The organism is Brenneria sp. L4-2C (genome assembly GCF_040240335.1).
Classification (GTDB): domain Bacteria; phylum Pseudomonadota; class Gammaproteobacteria; order Enterobacterales; family Enterobacteriaceae; genus Brenneria.
Window position 1 is genome coordinate 116,238 of the sequence record NZ_JBEIAC010000001.1, and the last position, 19,181, is coordinate 135,418.

General features: G+C 55.2%; 18 protein-coding genes. 10 read left to right on the top strand and 8 right to left on the bottom strand.

Going from position 1 to position 19,181, the window contains the following annotated elements; genetic code table 11:
- Positions 1-112 precede the first annotated feature (112 nt).
- Positions 113-1,597 (top strand): cellulase family glycosylhydrolase, encoded by a 1,485-nt coding sequence (locus tag ABRZ26_RS00550; RefSeq protein ID WP_319602315.1) that lies wholly within the window; start codon positions 113-115, stop codon positions 1,595-1,597.
- A 143-nt stretch (positions 1,598-1,740) separates the two neighbouring features.
- Here ABRZ26_RS00550 and ABRZ26_RS00555 read toward each other — a convergent pair whose 3' ends face one another.
- Entirely contained in the window at positions 1,741-2,295 is a 555-nt protein-coding gene (locus ABRZ26_RS00555; protein ID WP_319602316.1) for a GNAT family N-acetyltransferase, read from the bottom strand.
- Positions 2,296-2,888: 593 nt separating this feature from the next.
- Here ABRZ26_RS00555 and ABRZ26_RS00565 point away from each other — a divergent pair.
- Both ABRZ26_RS00565 and ABRZ26_RS00570 read left to right on the top strand, forming a co-directional pair.
- Positions 2,889-3,590, top strand: a complete 702-nt coding sequence (locus ABRZ26_RS00565) for a hypothetical protein (RefSeq protein WP_319602317.1) — start codon at positions 2,889-2,891, stop codon at positions 3,588-3,590.
- Positions 3,583-4,005 (top strand): hypothetical protein, encoded by a 423-nt coding sequence (locus ABRZ26_RS00570; protein WP_319602318.1) that lies wholly within the window; start codon positions 3,583-3,585, stop codon positions 4,003-4,005. Before ABRZ26_RS00565 ends, ABRZ26_RS00570 begins: the two co-directional genes overlap by 8 nt.
- A gap of 176 nt (positions 4,006-4,181) precedes the next feature.
- On the opposite strand, the gene pspF is transcribed toward ABRZ26_RS00570, so the two are convergent.
- The gene (gene pspF, locus ABRZ26_RS00575; RefSeq protein WP_319602319.1) at positions 4,182-5,177 is read right to left on the bottom strand and encodes a phage shock protein operon transcriptional activator; all 996 of its coding nucleotides are present in this window, start codon (positions 5,175-5,177) and stop codon (positions 4,182-4,184) included.
- 242 nt (positions 5,178-5,419) lie between these two features.
- Here pspF and pspA point away from each other — a divergent pair, with 242 nt between their 5' ends.
- From pspA to ABRZ26_RS00605, 6 genes are all read left to right on the top strand, one after another.
- The gene (pspA, locus tag ABRZ26_RS00580; protein ID WP_319602320.1) at positions 5,420-6,085 is read left to right on the top strand and encodes a phage shock protein PspA; all 666 of its coding nucleotides are present in this window, start codon (positions 5,420-5,422) and stop codon (positions 6,083-6,085) included.
- 127 nt (positions 6,086-6,212) lie between these two features.
- Positions 6,213-6,443 carry an envelope stress response membrane protein PspB gene (gene pspB / locus ABRZ26_RS00585; RefSeq protein WP_319602321.1) on the top strand — a complete coding sequence of 77 codons (231 nt, stop codon included), beginning with the start codon at positions 6,213-6,215 and terminating at the stop codon, positions 6,441-6,443.
- On the top strand, positions 6,440-6,802 hold the full coding sequence (pspC, locus tag ABRZ26_RS00590; protein WP_319602322.1) for an envelope stress response membrane protein PspC: 363 nt from the start codon (positions 6,440-6,442) through the stop codon (positions 6,800-6,802). The genes pspB and pspC overlap by 4 nt, the downstream gene beginning before the upstream one ends.
- A gap of 205 nt (positions 6,803-7,007) precedes the next feature.
- Positions 7,008-9,764 (top strand): DUF2339 domain-containing protein, encoded by a 2,757-nt coding sequence (locus tag ABRZ26_RS00595; RefSeq protein WP_319602323.1) that lies wholly within the window; start codon positions 7,008-7,010, stop codon positions 9,762-9,764.
- A 28-nt stretch (positions 9,765-9,792) separates the two neighbouring features.
- On the top strand, positions 9,793-11,190 hold the full coding sequence (locus ABRZ26_RS00600; RefSeq protein WP_319602324.1) for a YcjX family GTP-binding protein: 1,398 nt from the start codon (positions 9,793-9,795) through the stop codon (positions 11,188-11,190).
- Positions 11,187-12,230 (top strand): TIGR01620 family protein, encoded by a 1,044-nt coding sequence (locus ABRZ26_RS00605; RefSeq protein ID WP_319602325.1) that lies wholly within the window; start codon positions 11,187-11,189, stop codon positions 12,228-12,230. The genes ABRZ26_RS00600 and ABRZ26_RS00605 overlap by 4 nt, the downstream gene beginning before the upstream one ends.
- A gap of 49 nt (positions 12,231-12,279) precedes the next feature.
- Here the strand turns inward: ABRZ26_RS00605 and ABRZ26_RS00610 are convergent, their stop codons facing one another.
- The 6 genes from ABRZ26_RS00610 to ABRZ26_RS00635 form a co-directional block, all read right to left on the bottom strand.
- On the bottom strand, positions 12,280-13,074 hold the full coding sequence (locus ABRZ26_RS00610; protein WP_319602326.1) for an energy-coupling factor transporter transmembrane component T family protein: 795 nt from the start codon (positions 13,072-13,074) through the stop codon (positions 12,280-12,282).
- Positions 13,074-13,961: an ATP-binding cassette domain-containing protein gene (locus tag ABRZ26_RS00615; protein ID WP_319602327.1), complete on the bottom strand. Its 888-nt coding sequence runs from the start codon at positions 13,959-13,961 to the stop codon at positions 13,074-13,076. Before ABRZ26_RS00615 ends, ABRZ26_RS00610 begins: the two co-directional genes overlap by 1 nt.
- Complete coding sequence (locus ABRZ26_RS00620; protein ID WP_319602328.1) at positions 13,958-14,764, bottom strand: ATP-binding cassette domain-containing protein; 807 nt, start codon at positions 14,762-14,764, stop codon at positions 13,958-13,960. The genes ABRZ26_RS00615 and ABRZ26_RS00620 overlap by 4 nt, the downstream gene beginning before the upstream one ends.
- The gene (locus ABRZ26_RS00625; RefSeq protein WP_319602329.1) at positions 14,761-15,303 is read right to left on the bottom strand and encodes a CD3072 family TudS-related putative desulfidase; all 543 of its coding nucleotides are present in this window, start codon (positions 15,301-15,303) and stop codon (positions 14,761-14,763) included. The genes ABRZ26_RS00620 and ABRZ26_RS00625 overlap by 4 nt, the downstream gene beginning before the upstream one ends.
- Positions 15,290-15,874: a CD3073 family putative ECF transporter S component gene (locus ABRZ26_RS00630; RefSeq protein WP_319602330.1), complete on the bottom strand. Its 585-nt coding sequence runs from the start codon at positions 15,872-15,874 to the stop codon at positions 15,290-15,292. Before ABRZ26_RS00630 ends, ABRZ26_RS00625 begins: the two co-directional genes overlap by 14 nt.
- Before the next feature lie 310 nt (positions 15,875-16,184).
- Positions 16,185-17,060 carry a helix-turn-helix domain-containing protein gene (locus ABRZ26_RS00635; protein ID WP_319602331.1) on the bottom strand — a complete coding sequence of 292 codons (876 nt, stop codon included), beginning with the start codon at positions 17,058-17,060 and terminating at the stop codon, positions 16,185-16,187.
- 256 nt (positions 17,061-17,316) lie between these two features.
- Here ABRZ26_RS00635 and ABRZ26_RS00640 point away from each other — a divergent pair, with 256 nt between their 5' ends.
- Positions 17,317-19,149 carry a DUF2264 domain-containing protein gene (locus tag ABRZ26_RS00640; RefSeq protein WP_319602332.1) on the top strand — a complete coding sequence of 611 codons (1,833 nt, stop codon included), beginning with the start codon at positions 17,317-17,319 and terminating at the stop codon, positions 19,147-19,149.
- The last annotated feature ends 32 nt before the right edge of the window (positions 19,150-19,181 follow it).

The window sequence follows — 19,181 nt, forward strand, 5'->3', positions numbered from 1 at the left end:
TTGCCGGCGAAGGCGATTTGCCGCGGCCTATGCGCGGCGCCTGATGGCGCTATTTGTCTTTATATATACCGCTAGTTACGGGTATGACCACAAAGGAGAAGGAAGTATGCGGATGGAACGCGTCAAAAAAAATGTCGGCGGCAAGCTGTCGGCGCTACTGGTCGTGGCGCTGTGCGGCTTTGCCTGGGCATTACCGGCGAAGACGGAAACACCGGTACAGACTCACGGACAATTATCCATCGCCAACGGCAAGTTGGTTGATGCGCACGGCAAGCCGGTGCAACTGCGGGGAATGAGCTCACACGGTTTGCAATGGTACGGTAAATTCGTCAATAAGGATGCGATGAAATGGCTGCGCGACGACTGGGGGATCTCGGTATTCCGGCTGGCGATGTATACGGAGGAGGACGGTTATATTAGCGACCCGTCGGTGGCCGGCAAGGTGAAAGAAGCGGTGGAGGCGGCGCAGAGTCTCGGTCTTTACGTTATTATCGACTGGCATATTTTGTCGGATGGCGATCCGAACAAATATAAAACGCAGGCGCAGGCCTTTTTCAACGAAATGGCCGAATTGTACGGCAATTCGCCGAATGTGATTTATGAAATCGCCAATGAACCGAACGGCGACGTCACCTGGAACGAACGGATTCGCCCTTACGCGCTGGCGTTGACGCAGACTATACGGGCGAAAGATGCCGATAACATCATTCTGGTCGGCACCGGCAACTGGAGCCAGAATATACAGGATGCCGCCGACAATCCGCTGCCGGATCGAAACACCATGTATGTCCTGCACTTCTATGCCGGCACGCATAAGCTGTCGTTACGCGAACGGCTCGATGATGCCCTGAATCGGGGCGTTCCTGTCTTTGTCAGCGAATGGGGAACCAGCGAGGCGGCGGGCGATAAAGGCCCTTTTCTGGCGGAATCGCGGGTTTGGCTTGATTTTCTCAACGAACGCGGCATCAGTTGGGTTAACTGGTCGCTGGCGGACAAGGCGGAGATGTCGTCTGCATTGGTACCGGGGGCGAGCGCAATCGGGGGCTGGACGGATGCCGATCTGACCACCTCGGGAAAATTCGTCAGAAAGCGGCTGCTCGGCGAGGACGACGCGATGCCGACCGAGCCGGAAAACGGCGACGCGCAGGTAACGCTGCAATATATCAATAGAAACAGCGACCCGGCCGATAACGCCATTCATCTGGCGTTCAAGATCAAAAATACCGGCGACGCCGCAATCAATCTGACCGATCTGAAGGTGCGTTATTATTTCAATGACGATGGTAAATCAGTCGATCAACGCTATGTCGATTGGGCCGATATCGGCGCGGACCAGGTTATCGTCGCCACGGCGGCGTTGCCCGACGGCGGCGAGCGGGCTAATCGCTATGTGGAAGTCTCTTTCAGCGGCGAAGCCGGGGAAATTCCACCCGGCGCGGAGAGCGGCGAAGTGCAGGTGCGTATTCACCCGGCCGACTGGAGCCGCTATGACGAAACCAATGATTATTCCTACCAGAAAGACATCGCCACCTTTACCGACTGGGATAAGGTGACCGTGTATCATAAAGGCGCGTTGATATGGGGAATTGAGCCTTAGGCGCCGCAGTTTATTCTTTCCATCATCAACCGGGATCAGGCTGCGAGAGCCGCCTGATCCTTCACTTGATTTCCGTATTTCTCCGTCGATCGCCCTGACGACCGTATCCTGTTGGCGCAAGGCGGCGACGTTAAATATCGACGCTAACTCTTCATCCACCGCTCGCGCGACAGCCGATATAACATTATCGATTTAAGCGGATGTCCGTCCGGCACCCGTGGATAGTCGAAATCGTCGGCGGCATCATGCGTCATGCCCAGCTTGCTCATGACGCGGCGTGAGTTCACATTGGCGGCGACGGTGGTGGCGACGATTTCATCCAGCTTCAATTGCTGAAAGCCGAATGCCAGCGCGGCACGCGCGGCCTCCGGCGCATATCCTTTTCCCCAGTATGGACGGGCAATGCGCCAGCCTATCTCGACGGCGGGCGAGAAGTGCGCTTCATAGCCGACACGGACAAGGCCCGTCGCTCCGATAAAATCGCCGGTGGTTTTATCCTCCAGCGCCCAAAAGCAAAAGCCGTGGGTCGCCTGATGCGCGATTTGCCGATCAATCCATCCGTTGCTGTCGTCTGGCGTCGGTAGCGGCAGAAGAAATTCCATCGCCTGCGGATCGGCGCCAATCGCGGCGAAGGGGGCGCGATCGGCCGCTTGCCACTGGCGCAGAATTAATCGTTCTGATAACAGGGGTTGCATCATTTGAATATCCAATTGAGTTCGTACAACTTATTCATTCACGTTGATGTCATGTTTTTTCAGCAAACCGCGTAGCTGATGATAGGCGAGTCCCAGAAAGTCCGCCGCCTTGCCAAAGGCCGTCGTTTACATGGTAAATATAAATGAGTATCATCGGATAAGCGTAGAAAAAACAAAGGAATATCAATGTCATTACGTGGGCGTTTTATTGTTAATAACGCCGATTTTTCGCCGTTAATTATATACGGAATAGGGACGTTTATAGCGTTCTCTGGTAACAAAATTTACCGTAATCGGGGTGGCTGTGTAGCTATTCCCAATAATAGTTCGTTACACAAGGCCGTTATAGTCGCTGTAATTGCCGACAGTCTGATTATGAAGCTACGCGAAACGTAAAAAATAACAATCAGGGGTAACCCCTGGATGCCTTTCAGATTATTCATTAACACTAAAGCAGTCAGTTCAGCAAATTAGGCGTTTCATCTTCTAACGTTTTCGTTAAAGGCAGACAGAGAGATGTGAACCCAAGATGTAAAATTCTATGGAAATAAGGTAGTTAATTTTTTATAGAAATTAAAAAGGAAAGGAGATTAAGGATGAGTCAAAGAAACGACATTATCGATGGTCGCCAAAGTCATCTTAAATACGGTCTTATTTATACTGAAGTCCTCGGGTGGATTGATCTCGGCCATGCTCAAGGTAATGATATAAAAACTCTGTTGCAAAGTATTGACTCCGGAGAATCGTCAGGAAAGGAGTACTACAACGTTACCTATTCGCAGTCTATGATTGATCCGACCAGAATCATAAAAATGGGGAAATTTATTACCTGGCGTATTAAACGCGGTCGTTCGTATTGTGAACGAAAAAGCATTGCGTTGGCAATGATGATGTCGTTGGCTCGGAAATTTGAAGGTCTGCAGGCGTCATTCCCAATCAATAGAGTTACAGACAGTGGCTTCAGCGGAGAAGATCTGGTGTCGGACTTGCTGGGGTTTTACCGTGTTGTCTCCATCCAAAATCCCTTTGAAATGCTGTGCCCAGTCAGTAAAGCGGAGGCGCTGAAAAGATGGGATTATTACGGGAAGATTGGTTTCTGGAAAAATGATTCCTTTTTACCACTTTTATTCCCCGACCCTGAGAAATTCTCCAACGCCAGGCCTCGTAAAGGCGTTCTGCCTGGTTTTATGAAGACAGTCATGCCATGGAGTGACTTTCGTTCAGGGATTGTTGGTATCGCCAGCGCCGATGGTTCATATATAGATAGAGCTAAAGGGGGAGTATTACCCTATGCGTAAGTCACTTAAGATACTCAGCGGTATAATTATCGTTGTTGCCATTGCGCTCTTTTGTACCTGGCCCTACGTTAAAATGGAGTTTGCCGGGAGCGCTCATTATACCGAACAGGATAAACGGGAATATGAATTTTATACCCCTGATATATTGAAAAAAATGCCGCGAATTTCAGCCCACTATTCGTTTGATTTTGCCAATATCACCGGGCCTGCAGCACATGTGTACGCCGTTAAATTTTACGATGCAAAAGAGACCAGTAAAATTGAAGACTACCTAACTTCTATAGGATACAAGCAGGATAAGTGTGACTTTGAGTCCGTGTGTTGGCGCAGTAGTGACCCTCAAGAGTCCGTTTATATTGATACTTTGAATGGCGAGAAAACCGTTATTGTGCAGGTTGTATACAACTTCACATAATCGAATGACATGATTAGTCGAGAGAACACAGCCGGAATTGGCTCGGCTGTGTTTAGTTTAGAGTTGGCCATTAATGATAAATGCCAAATGTCGCATTTGGTAGCTTCGCTTCTATTAGGCCATCTTGTACAAAAGAAAGGTTAACAATCAGGGATAGCCCCTGGATGCCTTTCAGCTTATTCATTCACGCTGATGTCATGTTTTTTCAACAAACCGCGTAGCTGATGATAGGTGAGTCCCAGCAATTCCGCCGCTTTACGCTGATTGAAGCGCGCTTTGGCCAGCGCCTGTTCCAGCAGCGTCTGTTCCTGAACGCGCTGCCACTGTTTCATATCCAATGGGAAATCAGGTATATCGCCCGTCAGCGCCGACGGCGCGTGATCCTCGCTCAGCGGCGTCTTTTTGCGAAAGGGATTGATAATAATGCTGTCCAGCGGCAGTTCGCTGCCGCCGTGCCGATAAACCGAACGTTCAACCACGTTCTTTAGTTCGCGGATATTGCCCGGCCAGGGGTAGGCGAGCAGCGTGTCGCGCGCATGCGGGGTGAAGCCGGGAAACAGGGGAAGATGCAGCTCACGGCACATCTGAATGGCGAAATGTTCAGCCAGTAACATGATGTCTTGCTGACGTTCACGCAAAGGCGGTAGCTGGACGACATCAAACGCCAGCCTGTCCAAAAGATCGACCCTGAACTTTCCGCTGGCCGCCAGCGCGGGCAGGTCGTCATTGGTGGCGCACACCAGCCGGACGTCCACCTGTAACGATTGACCGCCGCCGACGCGTTCCAGTACGCCATATTCAATCACGCGCAGCAGCTTTTCCTGTACCAGCATAGGCGCAGTGGCCAGTTCATCGAGAAACAGCGTGCCGCCGTCGGCGCGTTCAAAACGACCCAGATGGCGTTTCTGCGCGCCGGTAAAGGCGCCCGCTTCATGACCGAACAGTTCCGAGTCCAGCAGATTCTCATTCAGCGCGGCGCAGTTGAGCGAAATAAAAGGGCCTTGCCAACGGGGCGAGAGATAGTGGAGACGGCTGGCGATTAGCTCTTTACCGGTGCCGCGTTCGCCAATGACCAGCACCGGCTTATTGAGCTGCGCCAATTGCGAAACCTGTTCCAGCACTTCAAGAAAACTGTTTGCTTCGCCTAAGAGATTCTCTTTTTCCTGCGCCATGAGCATCCACCGTGTGATTTTTACCAACAGTTGGTTTATTTGACTAATCTATCGGGTATTGAAAAATAGTCAAAACTTTCCATCCCATATTTTTCAACACGTTATGAACAGATAAAAATTGGCACGCTTCTTGAAAGACTCTGTGCGACTTAAGTTTGCCATATCACCACTGACGGTTGACCGCGGGGTGAGAATAAAATCAGGCGTCATCAGACGCCGGAAATCATTAAGAGGATGTGATTATGGGTATTTTTTCTCGTTTTGCCGACATCGTGAACGCCAACATTAACGCCTTGCTGGATAAAGCCGAAGATCCGCAGAAGCTGGTGCGGCTGATGATTCAGGAAATGGAAGATACGCTGGTTGAGGTGCGTTCCACCTCGGCTCGCGCGCTGGCGGAAAAGAAACAAATCGCCCGCCGCATCGAACAAGCCCACACGCAACAGGCGCAATGGCAGGAAAAGGCCGAGCTGGCGCTGCGTAAGGATAAAGACGATCTGGCCCGCGCCGCGCTGATTGAAAAACAGAAGCTGACGGATCTGATCGCGGTGTTGCAGCACGAAGCGGAAAGCGTGGAAGAAACGCTGGAGCGGATGAAGCGCGAAATCGGCGAGCTGGAAAATAAACTGAGCGAAACTCGCGCCCGTCAGCAAACGCTGACGCTGCGCCACCAGGCGGCATCCTCGTCACGCGATGTGCGTCGTCAGTTGGACAGCGGTAAGCTGGACGAAGCGCTGGCGCGTTTTGAACAGTTCGAACGCCGCATCGATACTATTGAAGCGGAAACGGAAAGCGTAGGGCTGGGTAAGCAAAAATCGCTGGATCAGCAATTCGCCGAATTGAAAGCGGATGATGAAATCAGCGCGCAACTGGCGGCGCTTAAAGCTAAAGTAAAACCAGCAGAATAACCGGGCGGGCTGTCGTCGAGGTCGGCGGCAGCCATACCTTGTCCGTCGCTTTCATGCCGTCGGCGAATATCGTCGGCGACGCGAAGGGTGACGGGCGACCCGGCAACATAATAATTAAGGAGACACGATGAGTGCTTTGTTTCTTGCCATACCGCTGACCATTTTTCTGATTTTTGTGGCGCCGATATGGCTTTGGCTGCACTACAGTCAGCGTAAGCAAAACAATGCTCAACTGGGACAAGGCGACATGCAGCGTTTAACGAAGCTGACGGAAGAGTCCCGCCGCATGCGTGAACGTATTCAGGCGCTTGAAGAAATTCTGGACGCGGAACATCCGGACTGGAGAAAATCACAATGAAAAATACATGGTCAGGTAAAACCTTATATCGCATACCGGAAGAGGGGATGTTGAAAGGCGTCTGCGCCGGGCTGGCCCGCTACTTCGACGTGCCGGTTAAATTGCTGCGCGTGATTGCGGTGCTGTCGCTGTTTTTCGGCCTGTTTTTCTTTACCATCGTGGCGTATATCGTCCTGACTTTTGTGCTGGATCCGGCGCCGGCGGGCAGTTTCAATGACGAGACGCCATCCCGGACGCCGAACCAACTGCTGAATGAGGCCGATGCCACGTTGAGCGCCAGCGAACAGCGTTTGCGCAATATCGAACGTTACGTCACCTCCGATACGTTTGGCGTAGAGAATCGCTTTCGCCAGCTTTAATACTCGCTCATGGCCGACGGCGCCATGGCGTCTTGAATATGACGACGTCGATATTATCCGCTTGTCCAACGGGCCGAATGTCAGACGATAATATCGCGTCGTATCTTATCTTGCCTGCAACATCGGCGGCGACGCCGGATTGTGGGCTATCCTAAATTCGTGTACAACCGCATCATTCGTTTCAACTCATTTAAGAAGGTGCTTCATGGATGATTCATGGTTTGCGATCGGCCTGGTTATTGTGCTGCTCTACGTCATCTTGATGCCGATCATCGTGGCGGCGGCATACAGGCGCGGTACGCATAACCAGCGGCAAACCGAGCGACTGGAACAAACCGTCGCCCAACTGCGTGCCGAACTGACCCGCGTCTCGGCGCGGGTGACGCAGTTGAGCCAGCCGTCTGCCGCAGTCAAAGGCGCGGAAGATGCGCAGGCGAAGGCGGCGGCGCTGGTGAAATCGGCGATGGCGATGACCCGGCCGCCGATGCAGCGGATGACGAAAGCGCCTGAAAACCCTGCGATCATCGCCGAGCGCAGCGACATTCAGCCTGTCGCCGCCGTGGCGGCGGCGCAGGCCGACGATGCGCCGACTCGTGATGTCGAATCGCATTCCGGCGTGATTGCTGCTCTGGCCGGCTGGCTGTGGCGCGGCAATCCGTTGGCTAAGATTGGTATTTTGCTGCTGTTTTTCGGCCTGGCGTATTTGATGAAATACACCATCGAGCGCGATATGCTGGCGCTTGAATGGCGGCTTGGGATCGCGGCGTTAATCAGCGGCGGTTTGTTGGCGTTTGGCTGGCGCCTGCGTCATCGACAACGGCTATATGCCCTGATATTACAGGGCGGAGCGGTCGGGGCGCTGTATATCACGGTCTTCGGCGCATTTCGTCTTTATCTGCTGCTGCACTATACGTCGGCTTTCGCGCTGCTGTTAGTGATTTGCGCCGCCAGCGTCGGGCTGGCGGTAGTACAGCGCTCATTAAGTCTGGCCATGTTGGCCAGCGCCGGCGGTTATCTGGCGCCGCTCCTGTTATCGGCAGGCGACGGAAGCCATGTCGTGCTGTTTTCCTATTATCTGCTGCTGTCGCTGGGCATTCTGGCCATCAGCGCGCGTCAGTCCTGGCGAGAGCTAAATCTGCTGGGGCTGATTTTTACCTTCGGCGTGGCGATGCTCTGGGGCGCGGGTCATTATCAGCCGGATGACTACCTCAGCAGTCAGCTATTTCTGATCGTCAATATTCTGATCTTCGGCGTGGGCGCGCTGCTGTTTTCCCTGCGTCAGCAGCAGGCGGGCAAGCAGATTGTCGATGGCATTTTGCTATTTGCGCCGCCGTTGCTCGGTTTCGGCATTCAATATCTGATCACGCAACGCTGGACCTATGGCCCGGCGCTGTCGGCGCTGGGTTACGGGCTGTTTTATCTGGCGTTGGGCGCGCATCGCCGGGCCGGAACGCCGCGCATGGGATTGTTCTCGCTGGCGTTGGGCGCGTGCTTTCTGACGCTGGCGGTGCCGTTGGCCTTTTCCGCCCAATGGACGTCAATGACCTGGCTGTTGGAAGGATTGTGCGTATTGTGGGCCGGGCTGTACCAACAGCAGCGGCGTATGGGCTGGAGCGGCGCGGCCATTATGCTGCTGGGGGTACTGTCCGCCGGGTATGCGCTGTTTTTCGAGACGCTGTCGACCTCGTCATTTTTGTTCATCGCCGGCATTATGGCGATCGCCGCGCTGTGCGCCAGCCTGTGCTGGCTACGCCATCGTCAGGTGGAAACGCACTGGCGCGCGCTGAGCCAGGGATTTTTTATTCTGGGTATCGTTAGCTGGCTAGCCTGGCTGCTGTATGCGGTCGACCGCGCGCTGACGGCCTGGCAGTTACATTCGTTGCTGTATACGCCGCTGGCGCTGCTGAGCGTCGCGGCTTCCGCGCTCGTCTGGCACGCCGTGGGGAAACGTCTCGACTGGGCGGCGCTGCGTCACGGCTGTTGGTTGCTGTGGGGCGCCATCGCCCTGGCGCTGTCACAGCAAATTATCGATGTCGATTATCCGTCGTTCCTGCAACTGAATTTCGGCGGACAGTTTATCGCGCTGGGAAGCTGGCTGGTCAGTTTCGCAATCGCCTACTGGCTGCTTTATCGCCATGAAAAAACGTTGCCGTTACGGCTGACGCAGGGATTTCACCTTTCGCTATTCTGGCTGCTGGTCGGTTTTCTGTTTTTGCTGGCGTCGCAGTATCTGTATCCGTTAATCCCGGCCTCGGTGGAAGAAGGGCGGCCGGTGCTGACGTTTGCGCTGCTGTCGGTCATCATCATCGCGCTGGCGCAGCCGGCGCGTCACCGCTTGTGGCCGCTGACCGTCTGGACTCCGTTGTATAACCGGATCGGTCTGACGCCGCTGGTCGCGGTGCTGTTTACGCTATTGGCCGCCGCCAATCTGCTGGACGGACAGATTGCCGGGGCCGCGGGCAACGCATTTTATCTGCCGCTGATTAATCCATTGGAGGCCGGCATGGCGCTTAGCGTAGCCGCGCTGATCCTCTGGCAGCGCCGCATGCCGGCCGCGTCCGCGCCGGATAGCGTTCTGCGGGCGCGATGCCGTTTGGCGCTGTGGCTATTGAATTTCTGGTTGCTGAACGGCGTGCTGCTCAGGTCGCTGGCCTGGTATGGGCCGATCCCGTGGTCGGGCGACGCGCTGTGGGATTCTCGTCTGGCGCAAACCAGCTTCGCGCTGTTGTGGACGCTGTCGGCGCTGGTCTGCATGGTATGGTCGACGCGCCGACAGCTCAGAGGCGGTTGGTTAGCCGGGGCGCTATTGCTGGCGATCACCATCGGCAAACTGTTTCTGGTGGATAGCGCCGGGGGCGGCGGTCTGGCGCGCGCGGTAGCCTTTATCGGCGTGGCGATCCTTATCTTGATTGTCGGCTATTTTGCGCCATTGCCGCCTAAACAGCGGCCAACCGCCGAATAAAACCAAAAAAGGGGTCATGGTTTATCCAATGAAGCGATTACAAAATGAGATTAATTCACTGGTTAACCGCAGCGTGGATCGCCATCTGCGGCTGGCGGTCACCGGGTTAAGCCGCAGCGGAAAAACCGCGTTTATTACGGCATTCGTCAATCAGTTGCTCAATGTACACAGCGGCGCGCATTTACCGCTGTTCTCCGCCGTGCGCGAAGGGCGCTTGCTGGGCGCGAAACGCGTGCCGCAACGCGATCTCGGCATTCCCCGCTTTGCCTATGATGAAGGCATGGCGGCGTTATACGGCACGCCGCCCAGTTGGCCGACGCCGACGCGCGGCGTCAGCGAAATCCGTCTGGCGCTGCGCTATCGCTCTAATGATTCGCTGCTGCGCCATTTTAAAGATACCTCCACGCTGTATCTGGAAATTGTGGATTACCCGGGAGAATGGCTGCTGGATTTGCCGCTGCTTGAACAGAACTATCTGGGCTGGTCGCGCCAGATGGCGGGGCTGCTGCAAGGGGATCGCGCCGAGTGGGCCAAACCCTGGCTGACGCTGTGCGAATCGCTCGATCCGCTGGCGCCGGCGGATGAAAATCAACTGGCGGCGATTGCGCAGGCTTATACCGACTATCTGATTCGCTGCAAGCAGGAAGGATTGCACTTCATTCAGCCTGGGCGTTTTGTCCTGCCGGGCGATCTGGCCGGCGCGCCGGTGTTGCAATTTTTCCCGTGGCCGCAGGTGGATAAATTAGGGGAAGCCAAACTGGCGCAGGCGGACGTCAAAACCAATATCGGCATGCTGAGACAGCGTTTTGATTATTATTGTCAGTCGGTGGTGAAAGGATTCTATAAACATCATTTCATCCGATTCGATCGCCAGATCGTCCTGGTGGATTGCCTGCAACCGCTGAACAGCGGTCTGCATGCCTTCAATGATATGCGGCTGGCGTTAACCCAATTGATGCAAAGTTTTCATTACGGCAAGCGCACGCTGTTCCGCCGCTTGTTTTCGCCCTGCATCGACAAGCTGATGTTCGCCGCCAGCAAATCGGATCACATTACCGCCGATCAACATGCCAATCTGGTGTCGCTGCTTCAGCAGTTGGTGCAGGAGGCCTGGCAGAATGCCGCTTTTGAAGGCATCAGCATGGACTGCGCCGGCATTGCTTCGGTTCAGTCGACGCAAAGCGGCCTGGTTGATCATCAGGGGCAGAAAATTCCGGCGCTGAAGGGCAACCGCCTGAGCGATGGTCAGCCTTTGACCATTTATCCCGGCGACGTTCCCGCCCGACTGCCCAGCGCCGCATTCTGGCAGGATCAGGGCTTTCATTTTGATCAGTTTCGTCCGCGGGAAATGACGGTGGACACCCCGTTGCCCCATATCCGTCTGGATTCGGTAATGGAGTTTTTATTGGGAGATAAATTGCGATGAACGAACCACTGAAACCGCGTATGACTTTTGATCAGGCCTCGCCGGCGGAGCCTCAGCCGCAGTTGCGCGCCGGCGTAGCGTTTGACGAACAGGATGCGCAACATTTCGCGCCGGTCAGCCGCGAGCAGGAAGTGCCGGAAGAAGGGGCGGCGGAAGAGGCGGTCAGCGTGGCTTTGCGTCCGAAACGCAGCCTGTGGCGGCGCATGGTGATGGCCGGCGTGGCGCTGTTCGGCGTCAGCGCCATCGCGCAGGGCGTGCAATCGCTGCATTCTTCCTGGGTTCAGCAGGACTGGATCGCGCTCGGCGGCATTGCGGCCGGCGGCCTGATTGTCGCCGCCGGCGTGGGATCGATCGCCGTTGAGTGGCGGCGCCTTTACCGTCTGCGCCAGCGCGCGGAAGAACGGGATGTCGCCCGCGATCTGCTGCATAGCCACGGTATCGGCCGCGGGCGCGAGTTTTGCGAAAAACTGGCGCGCCAGGCGGGATTTGATAACGGACACCCCGCGTTGCAGCGCTGGCAGGCGTCATTGCACGAAACGCACAATGACCGCGAAGTGATTGAGCTGTACGCCCGTCTGGTTCAGCCGGTGCTGGATAGCCAGGCGCGGCGGGAAATCAGCCGTTCCGCGGCCGAATCAACCCTGATGATTGCGGTGAGTCCGCTGGCGCTGGTCGATATGGCCTTTATCGCCTGGCGAAACCTGCGCTTGATCAACCGTATCGCATCGCTCTACGGCATCGAACTGGGTTATTTCAGCCGTATCCGCCTTTTCCGGCTGGTGCTGCTGAATATCGCTTTCGCCGGCGCATCCGAACTGGTGCGGGAGATCGGCATGGACTGGATGTCGCAGGATCTGGCGGCCAGACTGTCGGCGCGCGCCGCGCAGGGGATCGGCGCCGGCTTGCTGACCGCCCGCCTGGGTATAAAAGCCATGGAGCTGTGCCGGCCGCTGCCCTGGCTGGACGACAAACCGCGTCTGGGCGATTTCCGTCGTGAACTCATCGGGCAGGTGAAGGCCACGCTGCAAAAAACAAAATAGCGGCTATCCGGCGCTGGGGGGTGAATCATAAAAGCGCTGACGGCAAAGATCAGCGCCAGACGATCGCCGCCAGCAATTCCAGCGCCGCGCACGCCAGCAGCGCATAATCGCCGCGATTAAAGCGATAAATTCTTATCGGCGTGCGGCCTTCGTCGCCCCGATAGCCGCGTGACTCCATGGCGACGGCCAGATCTTTCGCCCGCAGGATCGAGGTGACAAACAAGGGCATCAGCATCGGAAAAACGCCCTGAAAACGGATAAACAGATTTTTACGGTGAAACCCGCCGCCCCGCGCCAGCTGCGCCTTGCGGATTTTATCGAACTCTTCCAGCAATCCGGGCAGGAAGCGTAGGGCGATCGAGAACATCATCACCGCCTCGTGTACCGGAAAGCGCCACTTCTTCAGACCGCCGAGCAATATTTCCAACCCTTCCGCCAGTTGCACCGGGGCCGTTGTTCTGACCAGCAGCGCCAGCAGCAGCACGATACCGGCTATCTGTTCGCACATCATCACGCCGCGCCACGCGCCCGGCGAGGAAAACGTGATCCCGCCCCATGTCACCAGTTCTTCGCCCGGCAGCGGCGTCAGCATGGCCTGATAAATCATGGTGGACACAAAGAACATCGACAAAGACAACAGCGTCAGCAACAGCATTTTCCAGGGGAGTCTGGCGATCCCCCATAGCGTGAGCAACAGCAGGATCTGGAGCGTCTTAATTCCCGGATGTTGCGTGAGCAGCAGCGCCGTACCGGCCAGCAGAACGGCGATAATCTTCATGCGCGGATCCCGCCGATCCAGCCAGGAGGATTGCTGCTGATAAAGCAAACTGTAGGCGTTCGACATTACGGCTCCTGTACGAGGTTTTCGCGGCGCACGTTGCGGCTGCGCAGCCGGATGATGGCCTCCGCCGCCTGCTCGGGCGTCAACCAGCCCGCCGACGGATGCCCGGCCTCCCGTAGCATCCGGGCGACAATCAGCGCGGGCGGCTCCTCCCAGCCGAAAGTCCGGCGCAATCGGGGATCGGCGAACAGCGCGTCCGGCGAGCCGTCAGCCTGGATCGTGCCGTTTTTAATGCATAGCAGCCGTTCGGCATGCCGGGCTATTTCCTCCAACTGATGGCTGACCCAGATCACCGTCAGATTCTCATCCCGATTGAGGCGATGCAGCAATTGAAACAACGCGCTGCGCGATTGCAGATCCAAACCGGCGGTGGGCTCATCGAGAATCAGTACTTCCGGCTCCAGCACGACGACGCCTGCAATAGCCACCCGGCGTTTTTCCCCGCCGCTCAGCTCGAACGGGCTGCGTCGACTGAACGCCGCGTAATCCAGTTGGACGGCTTCCATCGCCTGGCGCACCTTCTCGGCTTTTACCTGTTCATCAAGGCGCAAATGCCGTAATCCAAAGGCGATATCATCGAACACCGTCGAGGCGAATAACTGGTGTTCGGGATACTGGAAGATAAACCCGATACGGTCGAAATATTCCGTTCGGCGCCCGGCGTGGGGATCGACGTCCCCCAGCAGGATCTGTCCGGCGCTGGGCGGCATAAAACCTTTCAGCAACTGCAATAATGTCGATTTTCCCGATCCGGACTGACCGGCCAGCGCCAGCATTTCTCCCTGCTCAATGGTCAGCGAAATATGCTCCAGTACGGGAGCGCCGCTCATGAGTTTATTTCTGCGCCGTTTGCCATAGCCGAAGGCGACATCGTTTAACGTGATTTTCATAATAGCCCCGACAGTTGCCGCTCGTTCATATCAGGCGGCGCCGACAGCCCGCGCTGTCGCAGCAAGGCGGCGAGATGGAGATAGTAGGGCAGTTCCAGCCCGCAGGTCTGCAACAGCGCGAGCTGCGTTTGCAGCGCCGACGGCGGCGCGTCGGCCAGCAATTGTCCCTGTTCGAACAGCAGCCAGCGGTCGGCATCCAGCACTTCCTCAAGGTGATGGGTGATATAAATCAGCGCAAAAGGCGTCTGTTTTCTCACTTCATGCAGCGTGGCGACAAACTGGCGTCTCGCCACCGGATCGAGCATCGACGTCGCCTCGTCCAGAATCAGATAGCGCGGCGCCAGCGCCAGGATGGCGGCCAAAGCCAGTTTCTGTTTCTCGCCGCCGGAAAGCTGCGACACCGGCCGATCCTCCTCCACATCCAGACCCGTCAGCCGGATAGCCCAGGCAATCCGGCCGGCGATCTCCGGCTGGGGCCAGCCGATATTCGACAGGCCGAAAGCGATATCCTCGCCCACGGTGATGCCCACCTGCTGGTTTTCCGGGTTCTGAAAAACAATCTGCACGGCGCGGCGGATAGCGGGGATCGCCTCGCGATCCGCGGTGGAATGACCGTCGACGGTCACCTGTCCCTGCGTCGGCAGTTCGATCCCGTTCAGTAACCTGGCCAGCGACGATTTTCCTGAGCCGTTGCGGCCGAGCAAGGCGACGAACTCGCCGGGATGAATCGCCAGCGAAGTTTGCGACAGCGCGGCCTGCGGCTCGCCATAATAGTGAAAAACGACATCCTGAACGTCAATCATAGGGACTCATCTTGCGGCGTCAGACGGGCGATAAGCCTTTGCCCGGCATGGCGGGAACGAGGGTCGACCGGCCCGTAAACGCTATCCGCGATGGCCGGATTGAACACGCCGTCTGCGGTTTTCGGAATTTGCCAGAAGAAATCGAGGCGTATTCCGGCTTCGCTAATCAGCGTCTGGAACTCCTGCATAAACACGCCCTGACCCGGATCGCAGGAGGGGCTGCCGGCAATCGCCAACCCGCCGGCGATGGCATAACCGTTATCCTGATAAACCTTCAGTTGCTCAATTACCGGCGACAGGATTTTACGGCTATGAGCCCGGAACTCGGGGGTGTCGTATCCCGCCACGGTCATCGGCGGGCGCGTCGGGCCGAGAAAGGTAAACTCCGGGCAGGGAAGCTGAATAATGCCGTAGCCCTGTTCATACATCCAATCCACGGCCGATTTCATCATACCGCGGCTGCGCGCCAGACTGCCCACCACGGCATTCTGGTTGATGACGCAGTGGGAAGTGACGATCACCGTTCTACTGCGTTGCACGAGGCTGATCCTTAACCGGTGAGACGGGACGTCTGAGCAACGACGGCGGCAGGTTTTTCACTACATAATAAACCAGCAGCGCCGAGAGGATTTTATCCACCAGGTTTTCCGCCAGACGGGGCAGAAACGCCGCGGTGAACAAACTGGAACCGGCTTGTTTCAGCCACAGTACGGCGACATCGTGCAGTCCGCCGGTGAGGCCGCCGAACAGGCCGATGGCGATGACCGTCCCCACTGCGGGGCATAGGAAGCCGAGCAGAATGCCGGAAAACAGCGCGGATGAAAGTTGAAAACCTTTTTTCCGCGCGCTGTAGCCGACAACCACGCCGACGAGAATATTGACCAGCGCAAAAGGAATAGCGGTATAGCTGGTTGTCACGCCCAGCACCAGATTGGTCAGCAGCCCGACCAGCCCTCCCCACAGCGGCCCGAATAGCGCGGCGATAAACATGGTGCCGATCGTATCAAGAAACAGGAAAGGAATTTTCAAATGGTCGACGACGCTGCCGGCGATAACGTTAATCGCGACGGCCAGCGCGCCGAAAGTAATGGCAAGGTTTTTTTGATTCATGCTTAACGCCCCTGGTAGGAATGACCTTGATGACAAAGATATTCAGTGGAATAACGCGCGCGATAACGGCGCACGACATTGTTTGGTTGTTGTTGTTATTTCGCCGTTCGCGGAAAAAACGGCTGAACGACATTAAGCGCGATTCTATGAATTGCCCGTTGGGCTGACAAATACAAAAACCGGCATAGGTTATGCGTCGTTTTATAAAGCCGGAGCAGGGTTATTCGCCTGCAATGGGAGCATGGCGTTGCCGTGGGATTGAGGGAGTGCTTCAGTCGGTATCGCCGCGGGCGAAACTTTGCCGACGCGGTTATTTTCCGTTCTCTGGACGATTATTTTCGGCGTAATGTTTCCGGTATTGCAAAGGGGTATGGCCGATCATTTTCTTAAAGCAGGTAATAAAATAGGGGCTATCGGAAAAGCCGGCCTGATGTGAAATTTCGTCAATCGATTTATTACTGTGGCGTAATAATTCACTGGCGGCTTTTATTCTTCTGGTCAGCAGATATTCATGAATCATTTCTCCGGTTTGTTGTTTAAAACGCCGGGAAACATAACTTCTGGATAAATTTAAAGAGCCTGTCAGCGTTTCCAGACTAAATTTTTCCGTATAATGTTCTTCAATCCATTGCATGACTTGCGCCGAGATACTGTCGTCGATGATGTCCTTATTGACCGCTTGGGACGGCAACAGTGTGAGGATTTGCAACATCAGGCAGGCAATCTCTTCCAGTGAATAATTACCGTCTGCGCCCATGCGGCTAAAGCGGGAGAACAGGGTATCCAGTACGCTGCCGATATCCGCCAGTTCGTAGACCGAGGCGCGGCTATCCGAATGACAGAGCTGCTGCAACTGCGCACGTTTTTGCGGGAAATCATGCAAAAAGTTATATAGCACGACATTGTCCAGATGGATAATGGTCCGTCGATAACGATCGCGCTGGCTATCTTCCACCATAACCTTGTGCAGCTTAAACGGCGGGAAAACGAAAAGTCGCCCCGGCTTCATAGTATATTGTTGATTGTCAACAATAATAATTCCATACCCTTCCTCAACGAACAGCATTTCCAGACACTGATGCCAGTGATGATAACGCACCGAATTCGCATAAAGTCGGCTGAATGAAATGTAACGATCAAAAAGCGAGATCAGTTCAAGATGTTCAGGTGAGTTGAAAAGCGTCATAGGACAATATAATGAAGTTTTTTGTCGAATTATTTTAAATTGATTCACTATTTGTTTTTTCCATCCGACAGTCAATCAGACAGAATATCGTTATGTGACATTGCTAACATTTGATGGATAAAAAAAGCCGCTAAGCTCTTTTCGGACTAGTCATTATCGCGCAAAAAAACAGGTATTTTTTACGTCGGTTATCCTATTTCCGTAGCGTAAAAATTTATTTCCTTTTTTAGATTCTATACGAATCAACGGTATTCTTATGCGTAAAGAAAATAGTGATGCACAGGCTTGCCGGTCGCAACGGCAGTCCGTCATTGACTCATTAAATTCGATGCTGGCGGCGGTTGATAACTATTTTATCAATGGCGAAAGCGGCATCCTTTTCGGACGGACCTGCGCCCATTACGGTCCTGAAATCGCGAAAATGGAAGGATTATCCCGAATTCTCTGGGGCATATTTCCGTTACTGTCTTCCGGGGAGCCTTGTCCGTACTGGGAAAAATACCTGACGGCCATTCGTCATGGCACCGATCCGTCACATCCTGAGTATTGGGGCGAAACCGGACCTTACGATCAGCGGCTGGTGGAAATGGCCGTCTATGGCCTGGGATTATCCCTGATGAAAGATCGTCTGACCGGGCAACTGAGCGAGCAGGAACGGTTAAATCTTTATCGCTGGCTTAACCAAATCAGCCAGGCAGAAATGCCGGATAGCAACTGGAACTATTTTGCCATCATGGTGCAACTGGGGTTTAAGCAGGCGGGAATGCCCTGGGATAAAGCGGCGATTGAGATGCGTTTCGCCAAAATGGAAGCTTACTATCTGGGAAACGGATGGTATTCGGATGGGCCTGGACGGCCAAAAGATTATTATATTTCAATGGCTTTTCATTACTACGGTTTGATTTACGCCACGCTGATGCGCAGCGACGATCCTGAGCGGGCGCAGATGTTACGATCGCGCGCCGCCACCTTCGCCGATGATTTTATTTACCTGTTTTCAACCGACGGTCTGGCCGTCCCCTTTGGCCGCAGCCTGACTTATCGGTTTGCCGAAGCCGCGTTCTGGAGCGCGGCGGCCTTCGCCGATTTAGCGGTACTGTCTGCCGGCGAAATGAAAGGTCTGATCCTGCGCCACCTGCGCTGGTGGATGGCTCAGCCCATTTTTGATCGCGATGGCATTCTCACCATTGGCTATGCCTACCCGAATCTGGCGATGGCGGAAGATTACAATTCGCCCGGATCGCCTTACTGGGCATTTAAGCTTTTCCTGATTCTGGCATTGCCGGAGGCGCATCCTTTCTGGCAGGCCGATGAACAGCCGTTGCCGCCTTTAGATCTTCAGCGAACGATCAAAGAGGCCGATCAAATTCTGGTGCGGGACGAACATTCCGCGCATGTTTATATGCTCACTTCCGGCCAGCTTGAATTGAATAACTACGTCAATACCGAAGCGAAATACACCAAATTCGCGTATTCCAGTCATTTTGGCTTCACCGTGGAGCGGGGGCGTTACGGCATCAAGCATGCGGCCTGCGATTCCATGTTGTTATTGGCGGACGGCGACGACTATTTCAGAGGACGACGCGATTGCAGCGAGGTAATGACCAATGATGATTTTATCTTCTCCCGCTGGTCGCCGTGGGCGGACGTACGCATCTCGACCTGGCTGATCCCCTGTCAGGGTTGGCATGTTCGGGTTCACCGCATCGATACCGCCCGGACGCTGGATTCGGTGGAAGGGGGCTTCGCGGTGATGGCCAATCAACGCACCCGGATTAACGCCGGCGCGCGGGAATGCCGTATTCAGGCTGAAAACGGCATTAGCCTGATAGCGGACCTCAGTCAGGCGGTTTTACGCCGCGCAGACCAGCTTATTACGCCCCCCAACAGCAGCATCATGTTCGCCGAATGCGCCGCAATCCCGATATTAACCGCACAACTTAGCCCCGGCGTTCACTGGCTATGCGCCGCCGTGGCGGCTCAGCCGCGGCAGGAGGCGTGCTTGCCGCTGCCGCCGGAAATCGCCATTTCCGCTACCGCGCTGACCGTGCGTCAGAGGTCGATGGAAAAAAATATCGCTATTCGCTGAGCGCCGCCGACCGAGTCGGTTTACCACTAACC